The organism is Serinicoccus chungangensis (assembly GCF_006337125.1).
Classification (GTDB): domain Bacteria; phylum Actinomycetota; class Actinomycetes; order Actinomycetales; family Dermatophilaceae; genus Ornithinicoccus; species Ornithinicoccus chungangensis.
Window position 1 is genome coordinate 3,022,628 of the sequence record NZ_CP040887.1, and the last position, 22,077, is coordinate 3,044,704.

Below are 22,077 nucleotides of genomic sequence, written 5' to 3' on the forward strand. Positions count from 1 at the left end.
GCCTGTCTCGGTGCCGGTGCCCATCAGAAGTAGCCTTCCTTCTTGCGGTCCTCCATGGCGGCCTCGGAGAACTTGTCGTCGCCACGGGTCGCGCCGCGCTCAGTGATGCGAGAGGCCGCGACCTCCTCGATGATCTTGTCCAGGTCGTCGGCGTCCGACTCCAGGCACCCGGTCAGCGTCAGGTCGCCGACGGTGCGGAAGCGGACCTGCCGCTCGGTGACCGTCTCCCCCTCGCGCAGCGGGTTGTAGTCGCTCTCGGAGAAGAGCATGCCGTTGCGCTCGAAGACGCGACGCTGGTGGGCGAAGTAGATCGAGGGGATGTCGATCGCCTCGCGCCGGATGTAGTCCCACACGTCGAGCTCGGTCCAGTTCGACAGCGGGAAGACCCGCATGTGCTCGCCCTCGTGGATCCGACCGTTGTAGAGGCTCCACAGCTCGGGCCGCTGGTTCTTGGGGTCCCACTGACCGAACTCGTCACGGTGGGAGTAGACCCGCTCCTTGGCGCGCGCCTTCTCCTCGTCACGGCGACCGCCACCGAAGGCGGCGGTGTAGCCCTCCTCCTCGATGGCGTTGAGCAGGGTGCCGATCTGCAGCCGGTTGCGCGGCGTCTTGCCGTCGTCGACGACGACGCCGTCCTTGATCGCCTGCTCGACCGAGGCGACGTGCAGCCGCAGACCCAGCCGCTCGACCCAGCGGTCCCGGGTCGCCAGCACCTCGGGGAAGTCGTAGCCGGTGTCCACCTGCAGCACCGGGAAGGGGACCTTGGCCGGGTAGAACGCCTTCTCCGCCAGCCGCAGCATGACGATGGAGTCCTTGCCGCCGGAGAACATCAGCACCGGCTTCTCGAACTCCGCCGCGACCTCACGGAAGACATGGATGGACTCGGCCTCCAGCTCGTCGAGCTGGGAGAGTCGGTAGTTGCCGTCGACTGTCACTCCTGCGCCTTTCCCCTACGGATGCTGCGGGCTGCACGATATCGGACATCGGGTCACCTTCCAGCATCGTTCCGCCGTCGACCGGTCCTGACCTAGGGTGGCGACGTGACCACGCCGCCCTCCTCGTCGTCCACCTTCCCGGGAGTTCCCCTGCTGGACGACCTCGAGCTGCTGCACCACGGCCTGCTGCCCACCGGGCTCGTGGACCTGCCGGAAGGGCCCGTGGCACTCGTGGACGCCGAGGGCGTCCCGGTCGCCGACGTCGACGTCTGGGGAGACCTCTCGTGGCGCTCGCCCCGCTCCTCACGCCCCTTCGAGGGCTGGCACCTCACCACCACGGACATCGAGCTGCCGGCCGTCCTGGTCGACGACGAGGGCTCCCTGGCCGGGCTGCCGGGGGGCACGCGCACGGTCGTCGTGCTGGCCTCGACCGACGGCGACGACAACCAGCGCGACCTCGACCTCGTCCGCACGGCCCGGACGCGGGCGCAGGAGCAGGGGTATGCCGTGCGCGTCGCCGCCGTCGGTCGCGCGGCGGCCCGGCGCGCCGACAAGGTGGCGCACCTGCAGCAGGTGCTCGGAGGTCCTGAGCAGGTCCGTGACCTCACCTCGCCTGCGGTCGAGTCGGCATACCCGGGCGGGCGGGGCGGCGTCGTCGTGCTCCTCACGGGGCTCTCCGGCTCCGGCAAGTCGACCCTGGCCCGCGCGCTGCGCGACCGCCTCGTCGAGGACGAGGGGCGCACCGTCTCCCTGCTCGACGGCGACGTCGTGCGCCGCCACCTGTCGGCGGGGCTGGGCTTCTCCCCGGAGGACCGCGAGACCAATGTCCGGCGGATCGGGTGGGTCGCCGCCGAGATCGCGCGGCACGGCGGCACCGCGATCGCCAGCCCGATCGCACCCTTCGACGGGACCCGCCGAGCGGTGCGCGCCATGGTCGAGGGGCGGGGCGGCAGGTTCGTCCTCGTCCACGTGTCGACCCCGCTCGAGGAGTGCGAGCGCCGGGACCGCAAGGGGCTGTATGCCCGGGCGCGGGCCGGGGAGATCCCGGACTTCACCGGCATCAGCTCGCCCTACGAGGCGCCCACGGACGCCACGCTGACGCTGGACACGACCGGCCGCGACGTGGACGAGCTCGTCGACCAGATCCTGGCGGCGATCGCGCCGCCGACCACCCGCTGACCCCGAGGACACCCCATGACGACCGACGACCACAGCCTCGCCCGCGAGCTCGCCGACCTGGCCGGGGAGCGCCTGCTCGCCGTCCGCGCCGACCTCCACGCCCAGGGGGTGGAGGGACGCGAGCTCAAGGACGCCGGCGACGCGGCCTCCCAGGAGGTGCTCGCGGCCGCGCTGCGCGAGCGCGCCCCCGGGGACGCCGTGCTGAGCGAGGAGGCGGCCGACGACCACGCCCGGCTCTCGGCGGAGCGCGTGTGGATCATCGACCCGCTCGACGGGACGCGGGAGTTCAGCGAGGTGCCCCGGGACGACTGGGCCGTGCACGTCGCGCTGTGGCAGTCCGGCGAGCTGGTGGCCGGCGCGGTCGCGCTGCCCGCGCGCGGCCTGACCTACGGCACCGACCCGCAGGCCCGGCTCGACCTGCCCCCGCGACCCGTCGGCGAGCCCCCGCTGCGGCTGGCCGTCAGCCGCTCCCGCCCCCCGGCCTTCGCCGAGGAGCTCGGCCGCACGATGGGGGCCACCACGGTCCCGATGGGCTCGGCGGGCGTCAAGGCGATGTCGGTGCTCGACGGGTCCTCAGACGCCTACGTGCACGCCGGTGGGCAGTACGAGTGGGACTCCGCCGCACCCGTGGCGGTGGCCGCGGCGCACGGCCTGCACACGAGCCGGGTCGACGGCAGCCCGCTGGTCTACAACCGGGAGAACCCGTGGTCCCCCGACCTCGTCGTGTGCCGTCGCGAGGTCGCCGAGGAGCTGATGGCGGCGCTCGCGACGATGGACCTGGGCTGAGCGCTCACGGCCAGATCAGCGGCGTGAGCAGCACGGTGGCGAGCACGACCATGACCGTGAGGACCCACCCCAGCCGCGCGTAGTCGGTGAACCGGTAGCCGCCCGGGCCGTAGACCATCATGTTGGTCTGGTAGCCGATCGGGGACAGGAACGACGCCGACGCCGCCACCGCGACGGCGATGGCCGCGCCCCGCGGGTCCAGACCGACGGACTCCGCCGTGGCCACCGCCACCGGCAGCATGAGCAGGGCGGCGGCGTTGTTGGTGACCAGCTCGGTGAGCACGATGGTCGCGAGGACGAGCCCGAGCAGCACCCCCAGCGTCCCGAAGCTGCCCAGCGAGGCCACCAGCCCACCGGCGAGCGCCTGCGCCAGGCCGGACACCTGCATCGCGCTGGCCAGGCCGAAGGCCGAGGCGATGACGAGGATGACCTCCAGGTCGACCGCCCGTCTCGCCTCCTGCGCGGACAGGACGCCCGTCGCGATGAGGGCCACGGCGCCCAGCAGCGAGCCCTGCAGGATGGGCATGACCCCGAAGGCTGCCAGGCCGACCACCAGGGCGAGCACGGTGACCGGGATCCACGCGCGCGGCGTCGCGGCAGGCGGTGACCCGTCGAGGCCGGCGACGAGCAGGAAGTCGGAGTGGTCGCGCCACCGCTTCCGGAAGTCGGGGTCGGAGACCACGATGAGGGTGTCGCCGAGCCGGATGGTCTGCGCACCGAGCTTGCCGTCGACGAGGTGCCCCGAGCGGTGGATGCCGACGACCGCGGCCTGGTAGGTCGACCGGAAGTCCGACTCCCTCAGGGTGCGCCCCACCAGCGGTGACTGCGAGCCCACGACCACCTCGAAGTACTTCGCGCTCTCGCTCTGGAGGTCCAGGACGTGCTCGAGCTCGGCCGAGCGCAGCCCCGGCATGAGCTGGGCGTCGACGACCTTGCTGACCGAGCCCACGAAGTGCAGGCGGTTGCCGCCCCGCAGGACGGTGTCGGGCCGGACCGGGGCGATGACGGTGTCCCCCCGGTCCACGGACGCGAGGAACAGGCCGGGGAGGGACCGCAGCTTGGCCTCCTCCACGGTCCGACCGTCCACCTGCCCGCCGGGCTGCACGATCATCTCGATGGAGAAGCGCCGGCCCTCGCTCACCAGCTCCTCCCGCGCGGAGCGGCGGGCGGGCAGGAGTCGCGGCGCGACGGCGACGAGGACCAGCAGCCCCAGGACGGCGATGGGCAGCCCGAGCTGCCCGATCTCGAAGAAGCCGATCGGGTCCAGGCCCAGCTCGGTCATCTGCCCGGAGACGACGAGGTTCGTCGAGGTGCCGATGACGGTGAGCAGACCGCCGAGCACGGCCGCGAACGAGATCGGCATGAGGAACTTGCTTGCCGAACGGCCGTGCCGCTCGCACCAGGCCGTCACCTGCGGGATGAGCATGGCCACGATCGGGGTGTTGTTGAGCAGCGCGGACGCCCCGATGGTCGGGGTCAGCACCCTTAGCAGCGGCAGCCGGTAGGTCCCCCTGTCACCCAGGGTGCGCTGCATCACCGGGGCCAGGGCGCCGGTCTTCTCGATCCCGGCGGCGACGACGTAGAGCGCCGCCACGGTGATGGGGGCGGGGTTGGAGAAGCCGGTGAACGCCTCTGCCGGCGTGATGACCCCCAGCACGAGGAGCACGATGACCCCGCCCAGCACGACCACCCAGGGGCTGGTGCGCTGCCGCACCAGGGCCGTCAGCACCCCGATGAGGACCAGGACGGTGATCCACGCGTTGAGCGACACCGTTCACGACCTCTCTCTCGACCCCAAGATCTTGCGGGCTGCTTGCGCTTTCACAAAATCCTCGTCTTGCCTCGCCACAGCAGACAACTCGCGTCACACGGCCTCGGCTACCAGGTTAGTGTCAGGGAGGCGCTTCGTGAGGCGCCGAGCAAGCAGTGTCCCGTGTGTAGTCCCGTGAAGGAACTCTTTCCCATGCTCCAGACATCGTCGTCATGCCCACGCACCCCGACGTGGCTCTTCCTCTGGCTCATCACCGCGATGGTGGCCACTCTCGGTCTGACCGTCCTGCCCACCACAGCCCAGGCCGCCGGCCTGGTGGAGAACTCTTCCTTCGACGAGGGCACTCGTCATTGGCGCACCAACGGGGACGCCGAGGTGCTCAAGGTGGAGAGCATCTCCGGCGACCCGGCCGCGGTGCTGACCTCGACGACCGAGCGTCACACCGTGCTCAACGACGTCGTGAACTCCGTGTCGGACACCGGCCAGGCCGGCACGACCTACCGGCTGTCCGCACGGGTGCGAGGCACGACCGGGACCGACGGCGCACTCCGCCTGCGGGAGGTGTCCGGTCAGGGCACCGTCGAGCACGAGACGTCGTTCGACCTCACCGGCACCTGGCAGCCGGTGAGCCTGGACGTCACGACCACCCGGGCCAACGCGAGCCTGGACATCAACGTCGTCGCCTGGGACCTGCCCGCCGGCGATCGGCTCGTCGTCGACGACGTGACCCTGGCGACGGTGACCGCATCGCCCTCCCCCACCCCTGAGCCCTGCTCCGGCACGGTGCCGTCCGGCACCGAGTTCGGGGCCTCGATGACCACCTCGGGCATCAGTGCAGAGGACTCCCTGGACCGCCTCGACGATGCCTTCGGGAAGCTGCCCGTCGTGCGGGTGTTCGACCCCGACCTGCCCTTCGACTGGAGTCACCAGCGCAACGACCTGCTCGCAGGGCGGACGATGGTCATGTCCTTCCGCCCCATGCCCCAGGAGGTCCTGTCCGGCCAGCACGACGCCTTCTTCCGCCGGTGGTTCGCCGAGGCACCTGAGGACCGGACCATCTACTGGTCGTACATCCACGAGCCCGAGCCGCTCATCCGCAACGGCCGCTTCACCGCGACGCAGTACCGCCAGGCCTGGCGACGGATCGAGGCCATCGCGGACCAGGCGTGCAAGCCCAACATGTTCGCCACCCTCATCCTGACGGGGTGGACGGCCACGCCGGCCTCCGGTCGGGACTACCGGGACTACGACGCCGGTCGCGATGTCATCGACGTGCTGGCCTGGGACCCCTACAACGGAGCCTCGGACCCGGACCGCGACTACTACTCCCCCGTCTCGACCTTCATGGCGCCGGCGGTGGAGACCTCGGTCGCGGACGGTCGCCCGTGGGGCATCGCCGAGACCGGCAGCCGCCTGGTCCCGGGTGACGACGGCCGGGGCCGGGCGGCGTGGTTGCGTTCGGTGGCCGAGTACGCCATCGCCAACGACGCACAGTTCGTCACCTACTTCCAGTCCACCCGTGACGGCGACTGGCGCCTCAACGACCCGTACTCGCGGGCCGTCTGGCGCGACTACGTCGCCCGCTGACGTCTGACCAGCGGCGCCGCCCGGCCCATGAGGCCGGGCGGCGCCGCTGCCGTCGGGGCTCAGCAGGAGATGTCGTCCTCGAAGGTCTGGGCGACCGCGACCCATCGACCGTCGACGAACTCCATCTCGTAGACGCTCCGGACCCGCTGCTCGGCATCCGGGTCGGTGAGCGACTCGCCGTTGGCGTCCAGGCGGGTGACCTGCGCGTAGTCCAGGCACACCTCGATGCGCGCCGTCGGGGGCTCCGCCTCGTCGTCGACCTCGAGGAGGGCGGAGTCGACGAGCTCGGGCGAACCCTCCTGCGTCCACCCGTTCTCGGTGTACTCCAGCACGGACGCCTCGAGGTCCGCCAGCAGGTCGCCTCCGGTCGCCGAGACCACGGCGTCCCAGTCGACCTCGGAGGGCACGCTCAACGCCTCGCTGCTCACCTCGACGACCGGATCCACGAGCTCCGACGCCACCTCGTCGTCGACCTGCGCGGGCTCCGCCGTGGCAGCGATGTCGTCCTGCGGCGTGGCACCCTCCGCGGTGGTCACCGGGCCCTCGGTGACAGCCTCGCCGTCATCGGTGGTCTGCGCCGCATCGGTCTCGGTGGGGTCGGACTCCGCGCTCACCCCCGACGTCGCCTGCTCCAGGGACGCGGAGTCCTCCGGGTCCGGACCTGCCCCTCCGCGCAGCAGCACCCAGACCAGCGCACCACCGAGCAGCGCGACGACGACCACGACGAGCAACGGACGACCACGCATGCCTGACTCCTAGGATCCCGGGTCTCGTACCCTACTCTCGTGGCTCCGGGCGGCAGCCGCCCTCCGTGCCCGCCCACCGACCTTCGACGCGCTGTCAGAACGGGTTCTCCATGAGTCGTGCCATCACCTCGTCCGAGGGCATGGGCTCGGTGGCCCGAGGGGGAGCCTTCGCCTTCCTCGGATCGGTCGTCAGCGCCGTGATGGGTCTGCTGCTGGTCGTCGTCCTGGGTCGCACCCTGGGGACCGAGGGGGCGGGGGTGGTCTTCCAAGGCATCGCCGCCTTCACCATCGCCCTCAGCCTGGCCAAGTTCGGGCTGGACACCACCGCGGTCTGGCTGCTCCCCCGTCTGCGGGCCGAGGCACCCGGTCAGCTGCGGGCTGCCGCCATCGGCCTGCTGGTGCCCGCGCTGGGGGTCGGTCTCCTGGGCGCCGCGGCCCTGCTGGTGCTCAGCCGCGTCGTCGACGAGCAGGAGAGGCTCGCGGACAGCCTGGTCGCCATGTCCTGGGCGCTGCCCCTCGCCGCCGTCGCCATGGTGGCCCTCGCGGCCACGCGGGCCCTCGGTGGCGTGCGGACCTTCGTGACGGTGCAGAACATCTTCGTGCCGACGGCCCGACCCCTTCTGGCCTGGATGGTGACCCTCGCCGGCGGCTCAGCGGTCGCCGTCGCCGTCTCCTGGGTCGCCCCCTTCCCGGTGGCGGCCCTCGTGGCGGTCGTCATCCTGGTCTCCCAGCTGCGGAGGGTCGATCGCCATCGTGCGCGAGACAGCACCTCCCCGTGGGTCACGACCGGCCTCACCCACCGCATCTGGGGCTACACCCTCCCCCGGGCGGTCTCCGCCATCCTGGAGGAGTCCATGCGGTGGCTCGACGTCCTCCTCGTCGGCCTGCTGGCGGGGCCCGCTGCGGCCGGCCTCTATGGAGCCGCCACGCGCTTCACCAACGCCGGCATGATCGTGAGCACGTCCCTGCGCATCGTGGTCGCCCCGATGTACAGCCGACACCTCGGCAAGGGCGACGTGCGCGCGGCCAACGACCTCTACACGGTCACCACCATCTGGATCATCGCCTTCAGCGTTCCGCTGTACGTCGTCCTGACCCTCTTCGGCGGCTCCATGATCGGGCTCCTCGGCCAGGACTTCCGCGACGGCTCGCTCGCCCTGAGCATCCTCGCGGTCGGTATGGCGATGGTGCTGACCGCCGGCAACATCCAGTCCGTCCTGCTCATGAGCGGCCACAGCTCGCTGGCGGCGCTCAACAAGGTGGCGGCGGTCACCGTGAACGTCCTCCTGCTGCTCGCCCTCGTCCCGCCCTTCGGCATCGTGGGCGCCGCCGTGGCCTGGGTGCTCGCCATGGCCGTCGACACCGTGCTGGCCCTGGTGCAGGTGCGGCACAAGGTGGGTCTGCGGCCGCTGCAGGGTGGGGTCGTCGCTATCCTTCTGACCGTGATCGTGACCTTCGGCGTGCCCGCCGCGATACTGCGGGCCAGCCTGGGTGACACCGTGACGGCGATGGTGGCCGCGAGCGTGCTGGGCGCGTCCTGCCTGCTCGTCGCCCTCTGGCGCGGACGACAGAAGTTCCACCTGGCAGGACTCGCGACGATGCTGACCGCTCGGAAGGGCAACTGACCATGGACACCGTACAGCTGACAGCCCTCAAGGCGCGGGTACCACGATGGGCGCTGGACGGCCTCAACACCGCTTCCCGCCTCGGCGGGTTGGCGACCGCCGCCGACCGGCCGATGCCCGACTTCCTCGTCATCGGCACCAAGCGGGGAGGCACGACCTCGCTCTTCAACTACATGGTCCAGCACCCCGGCGTGCTCGCCCTCTACCCGCAGCCCCGGGGCCGCAAGAGCACGGACCACTGGTTCGCCAACTCCGGCACCTCGCAACGCTGGTACCGCTCGCACTTCCACACCGAGACCTACCGCCGTCTCCGCAGGACCCGGCTGGGTTACCGACCCCAGAGCTTCGAGGCGTCCCCGTACTACGTGTGGGATCCTCGGATCCCCGCCCGGGTGGCCGCGGCCGCCCCGGCGACGAAGTCGATCCTTCTGGTCCGTGACCCCGTGCAGCGTGCCTGGTCGCACTACCAGGAACGCGTCCAGAACGGGGTGGAGCCGTTGAGCTTCGACGAGGCCCTGGCGCTCGAGGACGAACGGCTGGACGGAGAGCTGGCGGCGATGCTCGCCGATCCGACCTACCACAGCACGACCTGGGACTGGTACAGCTACCGCAGCCGCGGGGAGTACCTGTCCCAGATCCAGACCTGGCTCGAGCACTTTCCGCGCTCACAGCTCCTGGTGCTGCCCAGCGAGCGGCTCTACTCGGACACTCAGGGCACCTTCGACCGGATCTGCGAATTCTTGGGTCTGCCCCCTCACCGCCTTCCGACGACCAAGCCTTACAACGCCACGTGGCGCACCAAGGACGCCCCGCCGACGAGTGCGGCAACCCAGCTGGCGACCCACTACCAGAGCCACAACGCCGCCCTCGAGGCGTTCCTCGGCGAGCCGCTCGACTGGACCTGACCTGCTGTCAGGCCTCGCTGCCCACGACCACGGGGTTGTTCGCCGCTCGGTGCGAGCGGGCACCCCCTCGGCCGGTCACCTCGGGCCGGCGCCGGCGATGGACCAGGACGGTGCCCACGATGTCCCCACCCTGGCTCGCCGTGTCATGGGCGGCCTGACGCACCTCCGTGACCGTGCTCCCGCCACGGGCCGCCAGCAGCACCGTCGCATCCGCCAGGCGAGACGCCGCCAGGCGGCTGGAGCGGCCGTACTCCCGTGAGGCGGCGATGACCACCAGCGACTCGGCCCGGCGGGAGATGATCTCCTGTCGAGCCGCGATCGAGAAGGGCTCGTCGTCCGGGTTGTGCCGGGGCACGAAGAGCGAGAACCCGGGGAGGTCACGCGAGACGTAGTGCGAACCGGTCTCGGTCGCGTCCACCTGGGCCAGGTTGAGGGCGTCGCACACGTGGGACACCTCGTCGGCGTCGGGACGCAGAGCGACGTAGGTCACGTGCATACCGGACTGGGCCAGGACGTGCGCCAGGGTGACGGCGACGCCGCCCAGGACCTCGTGCCGGTAGGTCGGGAGGACCGCCAGCAGCCCCCGTTCGTCCCGGATCAGGCCGCCCGCCAGCACCCGCTCGCGGATCTCGCGGTAGACGGCGAGGTCGTCGCCGCGAGGCGCGATCGCGACGTTGGTCCTGCCGATGAAGCCCAGCGACTCCACCCCGCCGTTCGCGGCCACGTCGTACCGGGAGAACACCCTGGGCCAGATGGCGTGCACGAGGAAGGCGAGCAGAAGTCCCAGCCCCAGGCCGGCCACGGTGGCCGTCCCCAGGACCAGGAGCGTCGACGGCGTGTACTCGACCTGTCCGTTCGCGGCGGGGTTGAGGACGGTGCCACCGTTGGTGTCGATCCCGCGGGCGGTCGCGAGCTGGGAGGTGAGCGAGTCGATCTCGAGGTTGATGAGGGAGCGGTCCGACTCGGCCTGGACCGCGGCCGCGCTGCCGCTCTCGACCTGGGCGAGCCGCTCGTTCACCTCCCGCAGGTCGTCCCTGAGCTCGGCCAGGCGTTGGGACGACTGCTCCAGCCGTCGCTCGATGCGACTCTGCGCCAGCTCCGAGCGGTAGTCCAGGTACGCCGTGGCCGACGCATCGGCGATCTCACGGGCACTCTGGGCCGACCCTGACGTCGCGGTGATCCGCAGGACGGCCGTGTCCGCCACGCCGGCGACCTCGGTGGCCTGCCGGATGTCGGCCGCGTCCCACTCCTGTCCCAGCTCCGCGGCCGCGCGCTCGGCTACGGCGTACGACGACGCGACCTGTGCCTCCCCCGCCGGGTCGATGAGCTCGGAGACCGGGCGACTGACGTCGAAGGGATCACTGGTGATGAGGTTGAGCGAGACCGTGGCGGTCGCGCTGGCCTGCGTGGGCAGGAGCACGAGGGTCGCGGCACCGGCACCGAGACCGAGTAGTGTGGCCAGGGCGATCACCCACCACTTGCGCCAGAGCACCTCGGCGTAGTGGCGAAGATCGATTCCGGGCTCGTCGTTGCGCTGCTCCATACCGTGTGCGTCTCCCGCCCGACGATGATTCTCCGATGACGACCATCTCGTATGCTACGTCAGAGGACTGGTGTCGCCATCCAGGTCTACGACGCGTTCCGGAGGGGATGAGGTGCAGACCGCCGCACGTGCGAGGACCGCTGCTCTCGACAACACCCTCCAGCAGCTCTGGGGTGCTGCCGTGGCCAGCGGTGAGTTCCGACTGCGTCGAGGCTCTCCCCCGTCCCCTGGGTGGGTGCCCCAGCGGCGTCTCGACGTCTTCCCCACCACGGGCCGCGCCAGCATGGTCGTGGAGCGCAGTTCCTCCCTGGCCACCGCCCACGCATTGGTGGCCTACCAAGGTCTGCGGCCGCGTTCCCGCCAGGTCGCACGCCTGGCGACGGCCGCGATCGCCGGCGCGCGCGCGATCGGCCCCCGGCCGGCGGTGGTCCTCGACCGCAGGATCACCGTCCCTACGTCGCGCGAGCCGTTGACGGCCGTCGGCGAGGCCCTGGGTCACGACGTCCACGCCCACATCGGCGTCCGCAGAGGAGCCAACGCGAAGGCGACGGCTCAGCTCTTCGCGCCGGACGGCACCCCGGTCGGTTACGCAAAGTTCGCCTGGAACGACCTCACAGCCAGCTACGTCCGGACGGAGGCCCGACGCCTCACGGCGGTCGACGGGCGCACGGGACGGTTCAGGACCCCGCACGTCCTGACCAGGGGTGAGGTCTACGGGCAGCCTTTCCTCGTCACGGCTCCGCTGCCGCACGGGGTTCGTCGACTGGCGCACCCGGGCGACCTCGGCGTGCCTGAGCTCGCGCGTGTCGCGCCCCTGAAGCGTCGTGCTCCGGCCCGGACGAGCGCGGCCCTCGTCGACCTCTGTCGGCGCACCGGCCAGATGACGGATCAGGCCCTGGTGCAGGAGGTCGCCGCCCCTGCGTCAGCCGTCCTGGACCACCTGATGACCCTCGAGACCACGGTGCCCATCGCCCAGTTCGACCACGGGGACCTGGTGCCGTGGAACACGTGCCGCGCCCCAGACGGCACCGTCTGGGCCTGGGACTGGGAGTCCTCCGTCGAAGACGTGGTCGCCGGGACGGACGCGCTGCACTGGTTCCTCCACGCCGTGCACGGCCCCGCGCCCACGGATATCGTCGCCGCCACCAGGGAGGCCCACATCAGGGCGACGCCCACCCTCCGGGCCATCGGCATGTCGCGGTCCGCGGCCCACGTCGCCACGGCCGTCTTCGCACTCGCGACGGCGGAGCGGGCCTGCGCGCTGGCCCGTAGCCACGGCACCTGGGCACGTAACCGGGTCGGCGTGCGGGACGCCCGCGAGCTGGTCGCCCTCGCGCAGCACCACGCCGACCGCGCCGCCGCATGAGCGTCCTGGAGGCGGGGCAGCAGCCGACCGAGACGACGGGCCGAGGACCCTCGCTCCCGGTCTGGCCGATGGTGGCGCTGCTCGCCGGGTACCCGCTCTGGTGGATCGTGGGCATCGTCGACTTCTCGTGGATCCTCTTCGGCGGGGTGCAGCTGTTGTACCTGCTCCGTGCCGGAGCCACCAGGGCGCCGCGCGGTTTCGGGGTCTGGCTCGCCTTCCTCGTCTGGATGACGTTGTCCGTGACCCAGCTCGACACCTTCGGCCGGGCCATCGGGTTCTCCTACCGCCACCTGCTCTACGTGGCGGCGACGGTGATCTTCCTCTACGTCTACAACGCCCGGTCCCGGCTGCAGGACACCTTCGTGCTCGGTCTGCTGACCATCTACTGGCTCATCACGGTGGCCGGTGGATTCCTGGGGATGGCGCTGCCGACGACCGTGGTGCGGACCCCCCTGTCGTACGTGCTTCCCGGGTTCCTGCTCAACAACGAGCTGGTCAACCACATGGTCATCCGGCGCTTCGCGCAGTACGACCCGAACAGCTTCTTCGACGTGACCCCGAGGCCCAGCGCACCCTTCCTCTACACCAACAACTGGGGCAACGCCTACTCCCTCCTCCTGCCCTTCGTGCTGCTCTACCTCATCAGGGTGCGCCACCGTCGACGGTTCTGGCTCCTGCTGCCCATGGTCCCGCTGTCCTTCATCCCCGCAGCGGCCACGCTGAACCGGGGGATGTTCCTCGGTCTCGCGATCGCCGCGGTCTACCTGTCCGTGCGCTACCTCCTGCGGGGTCGCCCCGCCATCATGCTGTCGGTCATCCTGGCTGGGGCTCTCGGTGCCGGCGCCTTCACGGCGTCCTCGTTCGACGACGAGATCTCCAGCCGTGTGGAGGACACCAGCACGACGGAGGACCGGGCCGAGATCTACGTGCAGACCCTCCGCAGCGTCCAGGACAACCCCCTCTTCGGGCTGGGCGCGCCCCGCCCCTCGACCAACCCCAACATCCCACCCGTCGGCACACATGGCCAGTTCTGGATGGTCCTCCACTCGCACGGCATACCAGGGGTGCTCTTCTTCCTCGGCTGGTTCGCCCTGGCCTTCGCCGCCAGCCTCCGCCGACGGGACGACGTCGGCACGGTGGCGAACGCCACGCTGCTGGTCGCCCTGGCAGAGGTCTTCTACTACGGATTCCTCCCGGTCGGCCTCATGCTGACGATGGTGGCGGCCGCCCTGGCGTTGCGGGGACCCTCGCCACGACCGATGCCCGCCGACGACCACCGCCGGTCCCGCACCACCAAGACCAGGCCCCTGGCCAGGAGGATCCGTTGAACGACACCCGTGTGCTCTTCATCTCCGGCGTAGGACGCAGCGGCAGCACGCTCGTCGAGCGCGCGCTCGGCACGGATCCTCGACTCGTCGTCCTGGGCGAGGTGACCCACCTCTGGGAGCGCAGTCTGCTCATGGACGAGCTGTGCGGCTGCGGCGAGGCATTCTCGCAGTGCCCCTTCTGGACCGAGGTCGGTGAGCGGGCCTTCGGGGGGTGGCACACCCTGGACGCCGAGCGCATCGTCGCCACCCGTGCCAGGTTGGACCGCGTGAGCCGGACCCCCCGCCTCCTCTACACGCTCGGTGGGCGGGCCTACCGTGACGAGGTGCGGTGGTACGGCTCTCTCTACGCTGCGATCTACCGGGCCGCGGCGGAGGTCAGCCAGGCCGAGGTGGTCGTCGACTCCAGCAAGCAGCCCTCGATCCCCTACGTCCTGACCCACCAGGGGTCGCTGGACGTCCGGGTCCTGCACTGCGTGCGGGACAGCCGCGCAGTGGCGTACTCCTGGACCAAGACCGTCAGTCGTCCGGAGGCACAGGTCGAGTCCTTCGGCACCATGACGCGGTACTCGCCGGCCAAGCTCTCGGTGGTCTGGATGGTCCACAACCTCAGCTCGCTCGCCACCCGGCTGACCGGGCAGCCGGTCACCACCCTCCGCTACGAGGACTGGGTGCGTCAGCCCCGAGCCGCGACGTCGCGCATCCTGCTGGCCTGCGGCCTGGAGCCCACCCCCGCGGAGGCCATCTCGGACTCGACCGTCCGTCTCGTCACCAACCACACCTGCAGCGGCAACCCCCTCCGCTTCCGGACCGGGGACGTCGACGTGCGCCTGGACGAGAGATGGCGCGAGGACCTGCCGACCCGGAGCAACCGGCTGGTCACGACGATGACGCTGCCGCTGCTGCGCCTCTTCGACTACGTAGGACGTCGCCATGACTGATCTTCCCTCCGTGACCGTCACCATCCCGACGCACGACCGGCCGGAGCAGGTGCGGCTGGCCATCGAGCGCGCCCTGGCGCAGGACTACGCCGGGCCGCTCGACGTCATCGTGGTCTACGACAACGCCGAGCCCGACCGCGCGCTGCAGACAGAGGCCGACGCGCCACGCCCCGTCAGGGTGATGAGCAACGAGCGGACCCCTGGACTGGCGGGGGCCCGCAACACGGCGACCCTCCACGCGACCGGCGACCTCGTCGCGTTCTGCGACGACGACGACTACTGGGCACCCTCCAAGCTGCGACGTCAGGTGGAGGAGCTGAGCGCGGAGCCGCGCGCCGAGCTCGTCACCTGCTCGATCCTGGTCGAGTACGACGGTCGGTCCACCCCCCGGCTGGCCGGGGTCGACCGGGTGACCCACCCGATGCTGGTGCGTTCACGGATGGCCATGCTCCACTCCTCGACCTTCGTCTTCCGCCGTGCTGCCCTCCTGGGTGGCCTGGGACTCATCGACGAGGACATCCCCGGCAGCCAGAACGAGGACTGGGACATCCTCCTGCGCGCAGCCGAGCGAGGACCGATCGTGCACGTGGACGAACCTCTCGTCCACGTGGTGTGGGGGGCGACCTCGTTCTTCTCGCGGCGCTGGGACACGAAGATCGACAGCTCGGAGTGGATGCTCCGACGTCACCCGGCCATCGCGCAGGACTCCAAGGCCGCCTCGCGCCTGATGGGTCAGATCGCCTTCGCCCACGCCTGCAGCGGCCATCGCAAGGACGCAGCCTCGTGGGTCGTGCGGACCCTGCGGCACAATCCGCTGGAGCTCCGTGGCCCGTTGGCGGCAGCGGTGGCCGTCTGGCCGCGGGCCGGCGGGACCGTCCTGAACGTGCTGCACCGTCTAGGACGTGGTGTGTGACCTACTCCGACCTGCTCGTGGCATCATCGGGCGGCCACCTGGAGGAACTCGTCGAGCTGACCTACCAGCTGGACCCTCCGCCCAGGCGGCCGCTCTGGGTCACCACGCGGACGGTGCAGTCGGAGTACCTGCTGGCGGGGAAGGAGGTCGTGTGGACTCCTGCCGTCGGATCGCGGCAGGGGTGGCGGGCCCTCCGGTCCCTCCCACGCGCTCACCGCCTCGTGCGGCGCCACCGTCCCGGACGGGTCATCTCGACCGGAGCCGCCCTGGCGGTGCCCTACCTGCTGGCGGCCCGGGCCGCCGGGGCGAGCGTGCACTACATCGAGAGCGCCACCCGGCTGCACGGCCCCTCCCTCAGCGGACGGATCCTGGAGCTCGTCCCCGGGGTGCACCTGCACCACCAGGCCTTCCTGGAGCCGCGGCACGGATGGCAGCGCACGGGCAGCGTGTTCGACGCGTTCCGGTCGGGGCCGGAGCGCGAACCCACCGACACCAACGCCCTGCTCATGGTCGGGACCGAGCGGTTCCCGTTCCGACGGGCGGTGGACCTCCTGACGTCGGTGCCGGACCAGACGTGGGTCGCCCAGACGGGCCACACCCCCGTCGACCACGACGACCCACGGTGCCGGCAGTGGATGCGCCCGGACCTCCTGGCCGACCTGGTCACGAGGTCGGGGCTCGTCGTCACGCACGCGGGCGTCGGCTCCATCCTGCTCGCGCTGAGAGCCGGACGACATCCGGTCGTCGTGCCACGTCTGCACCGGCTGGGCGAGCACGCGGACGACCACCAGGTGCAGCTGGCCGACGACCTCGAGCGTCGAGGGCTGGTCAGCGTCCTGCGCCCGGACGACGACCCCGGCCCGGTCCTCGCGGAGGCGAGGCGCCGCAGCACCGTGCGGAATCAGCCTGCGACCCTCGACCTCGCGCGCTGATCAGCCCGGCTGCTCCGACAGGACGGCGTCGAGGTCGAAGCTGAGGTCCCGGGTCCCGCGGTAGTTCAGGTGGGTCTCCGCGGCCACGACGTTGGTCCCGTCGACGAGCAGGTCGACCGGCACCTCGATCACCAGCGGGTCGGCCAGCGCCACGTCGCGTCGCCGCGCGGACGGCGCATACGTGAAGTGGGTGACCTCACCCTCACGCATGTTCTGCCGACCCACCTCGACCCCGTTGACGTAGATCACCGCACCGTCGTCGGCCACCGTGTCCAGCACCAACGAGACCACCCGGTCCGCACGCTCGACCTCGAACTCCCGCACGAAGTACGCCGCCCGCGGCCGGTCCGTCGTCGGACCGTCCACATCGATGTCCGTCGCCACCTGCGGGAACCCGAAGCCCAACGGCGCCGCACCAGGCTGCCACCCGGCCAGGTCACCACCAGCCTTCCACTGCGCGACCGGAGCATCCGCACCGTAGTACCACGACCACGACGCATCCCGCTCGATCACCGTCGAGGTCACCGGCTCCACACTCTCCGAGACCGTCACGTCCTCGGACACCGAGACCTCGGCACCCTCGTCATCGGTCACGGTCAACGTCACCTCGTAGGTGCCGGCCGACGCATACGTGTGCGTCGCCGTCACCCCCTCACCGACACCACCATCACCGAAGTCCCAGACGTAGGACACGATCTCCCCGTCCTCGTCCACCGACGACGACGCATCCACCGACACCTCCAACAGCTCGGAGACGGTCGCGAAGCCGGCGTTGGGCGGCTGGTTCGGGGTGCCTGCCCCCGCAGCCAGGGTGGTCATCTCGGCGTCGAGGTCGAAGCTGAGGTCCCGGGTCCCGCGGTAGTTCAGGTGGGTCTCCGCGGCCACGACGTTGGTCCCGTCGACGAGCAGGTCGACCGGCACCTCGATCACCAGCGGGTCGGCCAGCGCCACGTCGCGTCGCCGCGCGGACGGCGCATACGTGAAGTGGGTGACCTCACCCTCACGCATGTTCTGCCGACCCACCTCGACCCCGTTGACGTAGATCACCGCACCGTCGTCGGCCACCGTGTCCAGCACCAACGAGACCACCCGGTCCGCACGCTCGACCTCGAACTCCCGCACGAAGTACGCCGCCCGCGGCCGGTCCGTCGTCGGACCGTCCACATCGATGTCCGTCGCCACCTGCGGGAACCCGAAGCCCAACGGCGCCGCACCAGGCTGCCACCCGGCCAGGTCACCACCAGCCTTCCACTGCGCGACCGGAGCATCCGCACCGTAGTACCACGACCACGACGCATCCCGCTCGATCACCGTCGAGGTCACCGGCTCCACACTCTCCGAGACCGTCACGTCCTCGGACACCGAGACCTCGGCACCCTCGTCATCGGTCACGGTCAACGTCACCTCGTAGGTGCCGGCCGACGCATACGTGTGCGTCGCCGTCACCCCCTCACCGACACCACCATCACCGAAGTCCCAGACGTAGGACACGATCTCCCCGTCCTCGTCCACCGACGACGACGCATCCACCGACACCTCCAACAGCTCGGTCTCGGCGGTGAAGGCCGCCGTCGGCTCGACGTTGGGCTGGACCGCCACGGTGACGTCCTGCGTGCTGGTGGCCTCACCACCGCGGTCGTCGGTCACGGTGAGCGTCACCTCGTAGGTGCCGGCCTGAGCGAAGGTGTGGGTCGTCGTGACGCCCTCACCGGTCTCGCCGTCGCCGAAGTCCCACGCGTAGCCGACGATCTCGCCGTCCTCGTCCGCGCTGGCAGACGCATCCAGCGACAGCACCAGGTCGTCGCTCGAGGTCGTGAACTGCGCCGTCGGGTCGACGTTGGGCGGGCCCTGCACGCTCACGCTCTGCGTGCTCGTGGCCTCACCACCGCGGTCGTCGGTCACGGTGAGCGTCACCTCGTAGGTGCCGTCCGCCGCGTAGGCGTGCGTCGTCGTGACGCCCTCACCGGTCTCGCCGTCACCGAAGTCCCACGCGTAGCCGACGATCTCGCCGTCCTCGTCCGCGCTGGCAGAGGCATCCAACGACAGCGTCAGGTCGTCGGTCGAGGTCGTGAACTCGGCGGTCGGGGCTGCGTTCTGCGCCGTTCCGGCGGCGTAGTGCGCAGCCACCCTCGCTGCGGCCAGCGGGGTCGAGTAGACGGCGGCCTCGTCGAGCGAACCCTGGAAGTAGCTGCTGCTGGCGCCGGACCAGGTGCGGTCGCCGCCGATCCGCCAGTAGCCCGTGTAGGCCTGGGCGTCGGTCTGCGGGTGGGTCCCGACCAGCTCGCCGTCGACGTAGAGCGCCATCCCGTCCGGCCCCTGGGTGCCGACCACGTGGTGCCACTGGCCGTCGTTGTAGGCGCCGGTGGTCGTGATGGTGTTCTCGGCGCCCGTCCAGACACCGAACGTCAGGGTGCCGTTGTTGCGCATGTATATGTGCCGGTCGTAGCTGCCCGACAACCCGGACGCGGCATTGCCGAAGCCGATGAGCTTGCCACCACGCGTGCTGGTGGTCGAGAACCAGGTCTCGACCGAGAACGCGCCCGGGTCGTTCACAGCGGTGTCGGGGCTGCCGACCACCGCGCCGTCGGACCCGTTGAACGCGGCTGCCCGGTCGGGGTTGTCGACGAGGGCGCCGGCCTGGTCCTTGGTGACACCGCCCTGGTAGACGCCCGGACGGTCACGCTGGCTGGAGTCCTGGGCGTAGGTGCCGCTCGACTCGTCCAGACGCCAGTAGAGGTCCGGCTCGTCGACCATGACGGAGGCACCGTAGACGTCGGTCGGGACCGGGATGCTCGCCTCGATCTTCGCGGTCGCGGTCCGGAAGCTGCCCTCGTCGTCCGCGACGCGCAGGGACACCGTGTAGGTCCCCGTGCGGTCGTAGGTGTGCTCGACGGTCGGCCCGGTGCTCGTCGTGCCGTCACCGAGGTCCCACGCGTAGGAGACGATCTCGCCGTCGTCGCTCGACGCGGAACCGTCGAGGCTGACGGTGAGCCCGTCGGTCTGCGCATCGATCTGCGGCACCGGGGCCGGGTTGCCGTCACCGGTCTCGAGGACCCTCGTGCTGGCGGACACGTTGCCCGCGGTGTCGGCAGCGCGCACGAAGAACCTGTTGGCTCCGCCCTTGGGGACGGTGAGGGACGTGCCCCCGGTCGTCGCCACGGCGCGGTCGTCCCGCAGCACCTGGTAGGCCGAGGTGCCGGAGACGGCCGACCAGGCCAGGGTCACGGTGCTGGCGGTCTGGCTGACGATGCGGAAGGAACCGGGCGTGCCAGGAGCCGTCGTGTCGCGCGGTGCCCAACGGGCGAACCCGCCGAGCCAGCGGGATCCGGAGGTGGTCAGCCCGCTCGTGACGTCACCACCACCCCACACCGTGCCGTCGTCGGCGATCTCGATGGCCCAGATGGCCGACCCCAGACGGGTGCGGAACTCCGGCGTGAACTCGGGGACGTAGTCACCGGTCGAGGGGTCCCACTGCCCGATCCAGCCGATGGTGTCGGCCTGGTTCCACGCCGACCCCACGTCGGACCAGGTGTAGGCGTCCTGGTAGACCCAGTTGTTGCAGTGACATCCCGCGAACAGCTGCCCGTCGCGGATCTCGATGGCCTGCATGTCGCCACCGCGCTTGGTGATGCTTCCCCCCAGACGCTCGTAGGTGCTGGTGGAGAAGTCGAAGAGGGAGTGCTCGGACCCGCCCACCCAGACGCGGTCGCCGTGCTGACGGATCGCCCGCTGGTAGTTCTTGTTGGCGTTGCTCCACGTGGGGTTCCAGGCCACCGGGTCCAGGGCGCCGGTGTCGCTCATGACGGCAGCGGCGCGGAAGGCCGTGGCCTGCCCGGACCGGTCGAAGAAGCCGGAGAAGTAGGCGCGCTCACCGTCCTCGCTGGCGGAGACGTCGAGCACGGTGCCGTTGAACTCGGGGTTCCACAGGTTGGGGGTGCCGTTGCTCGCAGCGACACGTCCGGCGTTGCGGGCATACACGCGGTTGCCCCCGTCGGAGCCGCTGAGGTGGGTGAAGCTCCCACCGAGGTAGACGTAGCCGTCGCTGCCAACGTCGACGGCCTCGACGCGCACGTCACCGGGTGATGTGGCGTTCTCCAGCCGCACCCCCCACGTGCTCGACGACGCACCGGTCGCCGGGTTCAGCGCGACCAGACCCTGGGCCGGCTGCCCGTTGGCGGAGGTGAAGTCGCCCCCGACGAGCAGCTGACCGTTCGGGAGTGCGGCCAGGGTGCGGACCTGCTCGTTGAGGACCGGGGCGAAGCCGGGGATGAACTGGCCGCTGGTGGCGTTGAAGGCGGCGAGGAACGGGCGCTCGACACGACCGGCACCGTTGGCGTCCTGCTGCGCCCACCGGAAGTTGCCGCCGACGAACATCACGTTGCCGATCTGCTCGAACGCCTGCACCTCGACGTTGCCCTCGGTGCCCGTCCGGCCGGCGAGACCGGCGACCCCCCACGGGTTGACCAGGGCCGCGGACGATGCCGCGGGAGCGTTCTCGACCTTGGCGGTGCCGCCGTCGGCGATGGATGCGAAGGGGCTGCCGAAGGTGGTGAGGCGTGGCCTGATGTAGATCTCGGCGTAGGGCAGGGCGTTGCCGACCCCGGCGGCGCTGGACCAGAGGTAGGTCGTGTCGTTGTTCTGACCGACGACCTGGGAGCCGTAGGCGAAGCCCCAGTTGTAGCCCTGCGTCGACAGGATGTTGGCGGTGACGTAGCTGAGGCCGGAACCGTTGCCGAAGCCGAGCGTCTGACCACCGGTGCCGCTCACACCGCCGACATTCCACCGTGACAGACGGTGCTCGGCGCCCATGCTCCACACCCAGCGGTCCCGGTTGGCGAACTGGAAGCGGACCTCCTGCCAGGTGCTGCCGTCGCTGCTCGAGGCGCGGCGGACCCGGATGTCGTCCTGCATCCGGTCCACCCGACCGTCGATGAGCTTGTCGATGGTGGCCGAGCCCAGCTGCACCCCCCGCGTCAGCGGCGGCTGCGCCTGCCGCAGCTCGGAGACGTCACCCTTGCCGTCGTAGGAGGTGGTCCACTGCTGACGGCCGCTCCCGATCCGGACCCAGCCCCCGCCGTCCGTGGTCATGTCGCACCAGAACTGCTCCGGCGCCGTCATCTCCGGCGTGAGCAGCCAGTAGGAGCCGTCCGGTGAGTCCGGGTTGAGCTGCTTGATCTCCCAGCACGAGACCGCTGCCGTGTCGGTGGTGAGTCCGGAGTACCGGGAGAGGTCGAGCTCCGGATCGGCGGCCTGCGCCGGGGACGGGGGCACGAGCCCACCGAGGGCCAGCGCCATGGCGAGGACGCCGATCAGCCAGCCGGGGATACGCGTGCTCTGGACCCTAGTCATGCTCAGGGTTCTCCCTCTCCGCCCTGTGAGCGGCCTGCGGTCGTGCCACGTCTCTCCGGTGCGCGGGGGCTGCACCCCCCGGCCACCGCGCGATGGCATACCTGAATGTTTGGTAAAAAGAGAGTAAAGCCACTGTCAGAGATTTATCAAGGGCCCGGCAGGACGACTTTCGCC

Annotated in this window: 15 protein-coding genes; 10 read left to right on the forward strand and 5 right to left on the reverse strand. The window is 70.7% G+C overall.

Annotation, left to right across the window (positions count from 1 at the left end; translation table 11 throughout):
* Nucleotides 1–23 precede the first annotated feature (23 nt).
* The gene (gene cysD, locus FHD63_RS13835) at nucleotides 24–935 is read right to left on the reverse strand and encodes a sulfate adenylyltransferase subunit CysD (RefSeq protein ID WP_139722534.1); all 912 of its coding nucleotides are present in this window, start codon (nucleotides 933–935) and stop codon (nucleotides 24–26) included.
* Between the two features lie 105 nt (nucleotides 936–1,040).
* Between cysD and cysC the strand changes: the two genes are divergently transcribed.
* Both cysC and FHD63_RS13845 read left to right on the forward strand, forming a co-directional pair.
* Nucleotides 1,041–2,114: an adenylyl-sulfate kinase gene (cysC, locus tag FHD63_RS13840; RefSeq protein ID WP_139722535.1), complete on the forward strand. Its 1,074-nt coding sequence runs from the start codon at nucleotides 1,041–1,043 to the stop codon at nucleotides 2,112–2,114.
* Between the two features lie 15 nt (nucleotides 2,115–2,129).
* A complete protein-coding gene (locus FHD63_RS13845; RefSeq protein ID WP_139722536.1) occupies nucleotides 2,130–2,900 on the forward strand; it encodes a 3'(2'),5'-bisphosphate nucleotidase CysQ in 771 nt (256 codons plus the stop codon).
* 4 nt (nucleotides 2,901–2,904) lie between these two features.
* On the opposite strand, the gene FHD63_RS13850 is transcribed toward FHD63_RS13845, so the two are convergent.
* Nucleotides 2,905–4,671, reverse strand: a complete 1,767-nt coding sequence (locus FHD63_RS13850) for an SLC13 family permease (RefSeq protein ID WP_139722537.1) — start codon at nucleotides 4,669–4,671, stop codon at nucleotides 2,905–2,907.
* Nucleotides 4,672–4,863: 192 nt separating this feature from the next.
* Between FHD63_RS13850 and FHD63_RS13855 the strand changes: the two genes are divergently transcribed.
* Nucleotides 4,864–6,258, forward strand: a complete 1,395-nt coding sequence (locus FHD63_RS13855) for a carbohydrate binding domain-containing protein (RefSeq protein WP_139722538.1) — start codon at nucleotides 4,864–4,866, stop codon at nucleotides 6,256–6,258.
* A gap of 59 nt (nucleotides 6,259–6,317) precedes the next feature.
* Here FHD63_RS13855 and FHD63_RS13860 read toward each other — a convergent pair whose 3' ends face one another.
* Nucleotides 6,318–7,004 carry a prolipoprotein diacylglyceryl transferase gene (locus FHD63_RS13860; protein ID WP_139722539.1) on the reverse strand — a complete coding sequence of 229 codons (687 nt, stop codon included), beginning with the start codon at nucleotides 7,002–7,004 and terminating at the stop codon, nucleotides 6,318–6,320.
* Between the two features lie 110 nt (nucleotides 7,005–7,114).
* Between FHD63_RS13860 and FHD63_RS13865 the strand changes: the two genes are divergently transcribed.
* Together FHD63_RS13865 and FHD63_RS13870 are read left to right on the forward strand one after the other, a co-directional pair.
* Entirely contained in the window at nucleotides 7,115–8,629 is a 1,515-nt protein-coding gene (locus FHD63_RS13865) for an oligosaccharide flippase family protein (RefSeq protein ID WP_139722540.1), read from the forward strand.
* Between the two features lie 2 nt (nucleotides 8,630–8,631).
* Nucleotides 8,632–9,534 carry a sulfotransferase domain-containing protein gene (locus tag FHD63_RS13870; RefSeq protein WP_139722541.1) on the forward strand — a complete coding sequence of 301 codons (903 nt, stop codon included), beginning with the start codon at nucleotides 8,632–8,634 and terminating at the stop codon, nucleotides 9,532–9,534.
* 7 nt (nucleotides 9,535–9,541) lie between these two features.
* On the opposite strand, the gene FHD63_RS13875 is transcribed toward FHD63_RS13870, so the two are convergent.
* Nucleotides 9,542–11,077, reverse strand: coding sequence for a Wzz/FepE/Etk N-terminal domain-containing protein (locus tag FHD63_RS13875; protein ID WP_139722542.1), 1,536 nt, complete (start codon nucleotides 11,075–11,077; stop codon nucleotides 9,542–9,544).
* 235 nt (nucleotides 11,078–11,312) lie between these two features.
* Between FHD63_RS13875 and FHD63_RS13880 the strand changes: the two genes are divergently transcribed.
* Genes FHD63_RS13880 through FHD63_RS13900 form a run of 5 tightly spaced genes read left to right on the forward strand, consistent with a single transcriptional unit; the run spans nucleotide 11,313 to nucleotide 16,554 of the window.
* Entirely contained in the window at nucleotides 11,313–12,443 is a 1,131-nt protein-coding gene (locus FHD63_RS13880) for a hypothetical protein (protein WP_139722543.1), read from the forward strand.
* Nucleotides 12,440–13,771: an O-antigen ligase family protein gene (locus tag FHD63_RS13885; protein ID WP_139722544.1), complete on the forward strand. Its 1,332-nt coding sequence runs from the start codon at nucleotides 12,440–12,442 to the stop codon at nucleotides 13,769–13,771. The genes FHD63_RS13880 and FHD63_RS13885 overlap by 4 nt, the downstream gene beginning before the upstream one ends.
* A complete protein-coding gene (locus FHD63_RS13890) occupies nucleotides 13,768–14,709 on the forward strand; it encodes a sulfotransferase (protein WP_158296792.1) in 942 nt (313 codons plus the stop codon). The genes FHD63_RS13885 and FHD63_RS13890 overlap by 4 nt, the downstream gene beginning before the upstream one ends.
* A complete protein-coding gene (locus FHD63_RS13895; protein ID WP_139722545.1) occupies nucleotides 14,702–15,622 on the forward strand; it encodes a glycosyltransferase family 2 protein in 921 nt (306 codons plus the stop codon). The genes FHD63_RS13890 and FHD63_RS13895 overlap by 8 nt, the downstream gene beginning before the upstream one ends.
* Nucleotides 15,619–16,554: a glycosyltransferase gene (locus FHD63_RS13900; RefSeq protein ID WP_139722546.1), complete on the forward strand. Its 936-nt coding sequence runs from the start codon at nucleotides 15,619–15,621 to the stop codon at nucleotides 16,552–16,554. The genes FHD63_RS13895 and FHD63_RS13900 overlap by 4 nt, the downstream gene beginning before the upstream one ends.
* Here FHD63_RS13900 and FHD63_RS16730 read toward each other — a convergent pair whose 3' ends face one another.
* The gene (locus FHD63_RS16730) at nucleotides 16,555–21,903 is read right to left on the reverse strand and encodes a PKD domain-containing protein (protein ID WP_139722547.1); all 5,349 of its coding nucleotides are present in this window, start codon (nucleotides 21,901–21,903) and stop codon (nucleotides 16,555–16,557) included.
* Between the last annotated feature and the right edge of the window lie 174 nt (nucleotides 21,904–22,077).

What these genes read in the sequence shown, in the direction of transcription:
- FHD63_RS13845 (WP_139722536.1), top strand. Translation starts at nt 2,130, where the DNA reads ATGACGACCGACGACCACAGCCTCGCCCGCGAGCTCGCCGACCTGGCC.
- FHD63_RS13855 (WP_139722538.1), top strand. Translation starts at nt 4,864, where the DNA reads ATGCTCCAGACATCGTCGTCATGCCCACGCACCCCGACGTGGCTCTTC.
- FHD63_RS13860 (WP_139722539.1), bottom strand. Translation starts at nt 7,004, where the DNA reads ATGCGTGGTCGTCCGTTGCTCGTCGTGGTCGTCGTCGCGCTGCTCGGT.
- FHD63_RS13865 (WP_139722540.1), top strand. Translation starts at nt 7,115, where the DNA reads ATGAGTCGTGCCATCACCTCGTCCGAGGGCATGGGCTCGGTGGCCCGA.
- FHD63_RS13870 (WP_139722541.1), top strand. Translation starts at nt 8,632, where the DNA reads ATGGACACCGTACAGCTGACAGCCCTCAAGGCGCGGGTACCACGATGG.
- FHD63_RS13875 (WP_139722542.1), bottom strand. Translation starts at nt 11,077, where the DNA reads ATGGAGCAGCGCAACGACGAGCCCGGAATCGATCTTCGCCACTACGCC.
- FHD63_RS13885 (WP_139722544.1), top strand. Translation starts at nt 12,440, where the DNA reads ATGAGCGTCCTGGAGGCGGGGCAGCAGCCGACCGAGACGACGGGCCGA.
- FHD63_RS13895 (WP_139722545.1), top strand. Translation starts at nt 14,702, where the DNA reads ATGACTGATCTTCCCTCCGTGACCGTCACCATCCCGACGCACGACCGG.
- FHD63_RS16730 (WP_139722547.1), bottom strand. Translation starts at nt 21,903, where the DNA reads ATGACTAGGGTCCAGAGCACGCGTATCCCCGGCTGGCTGATCGGCGTC.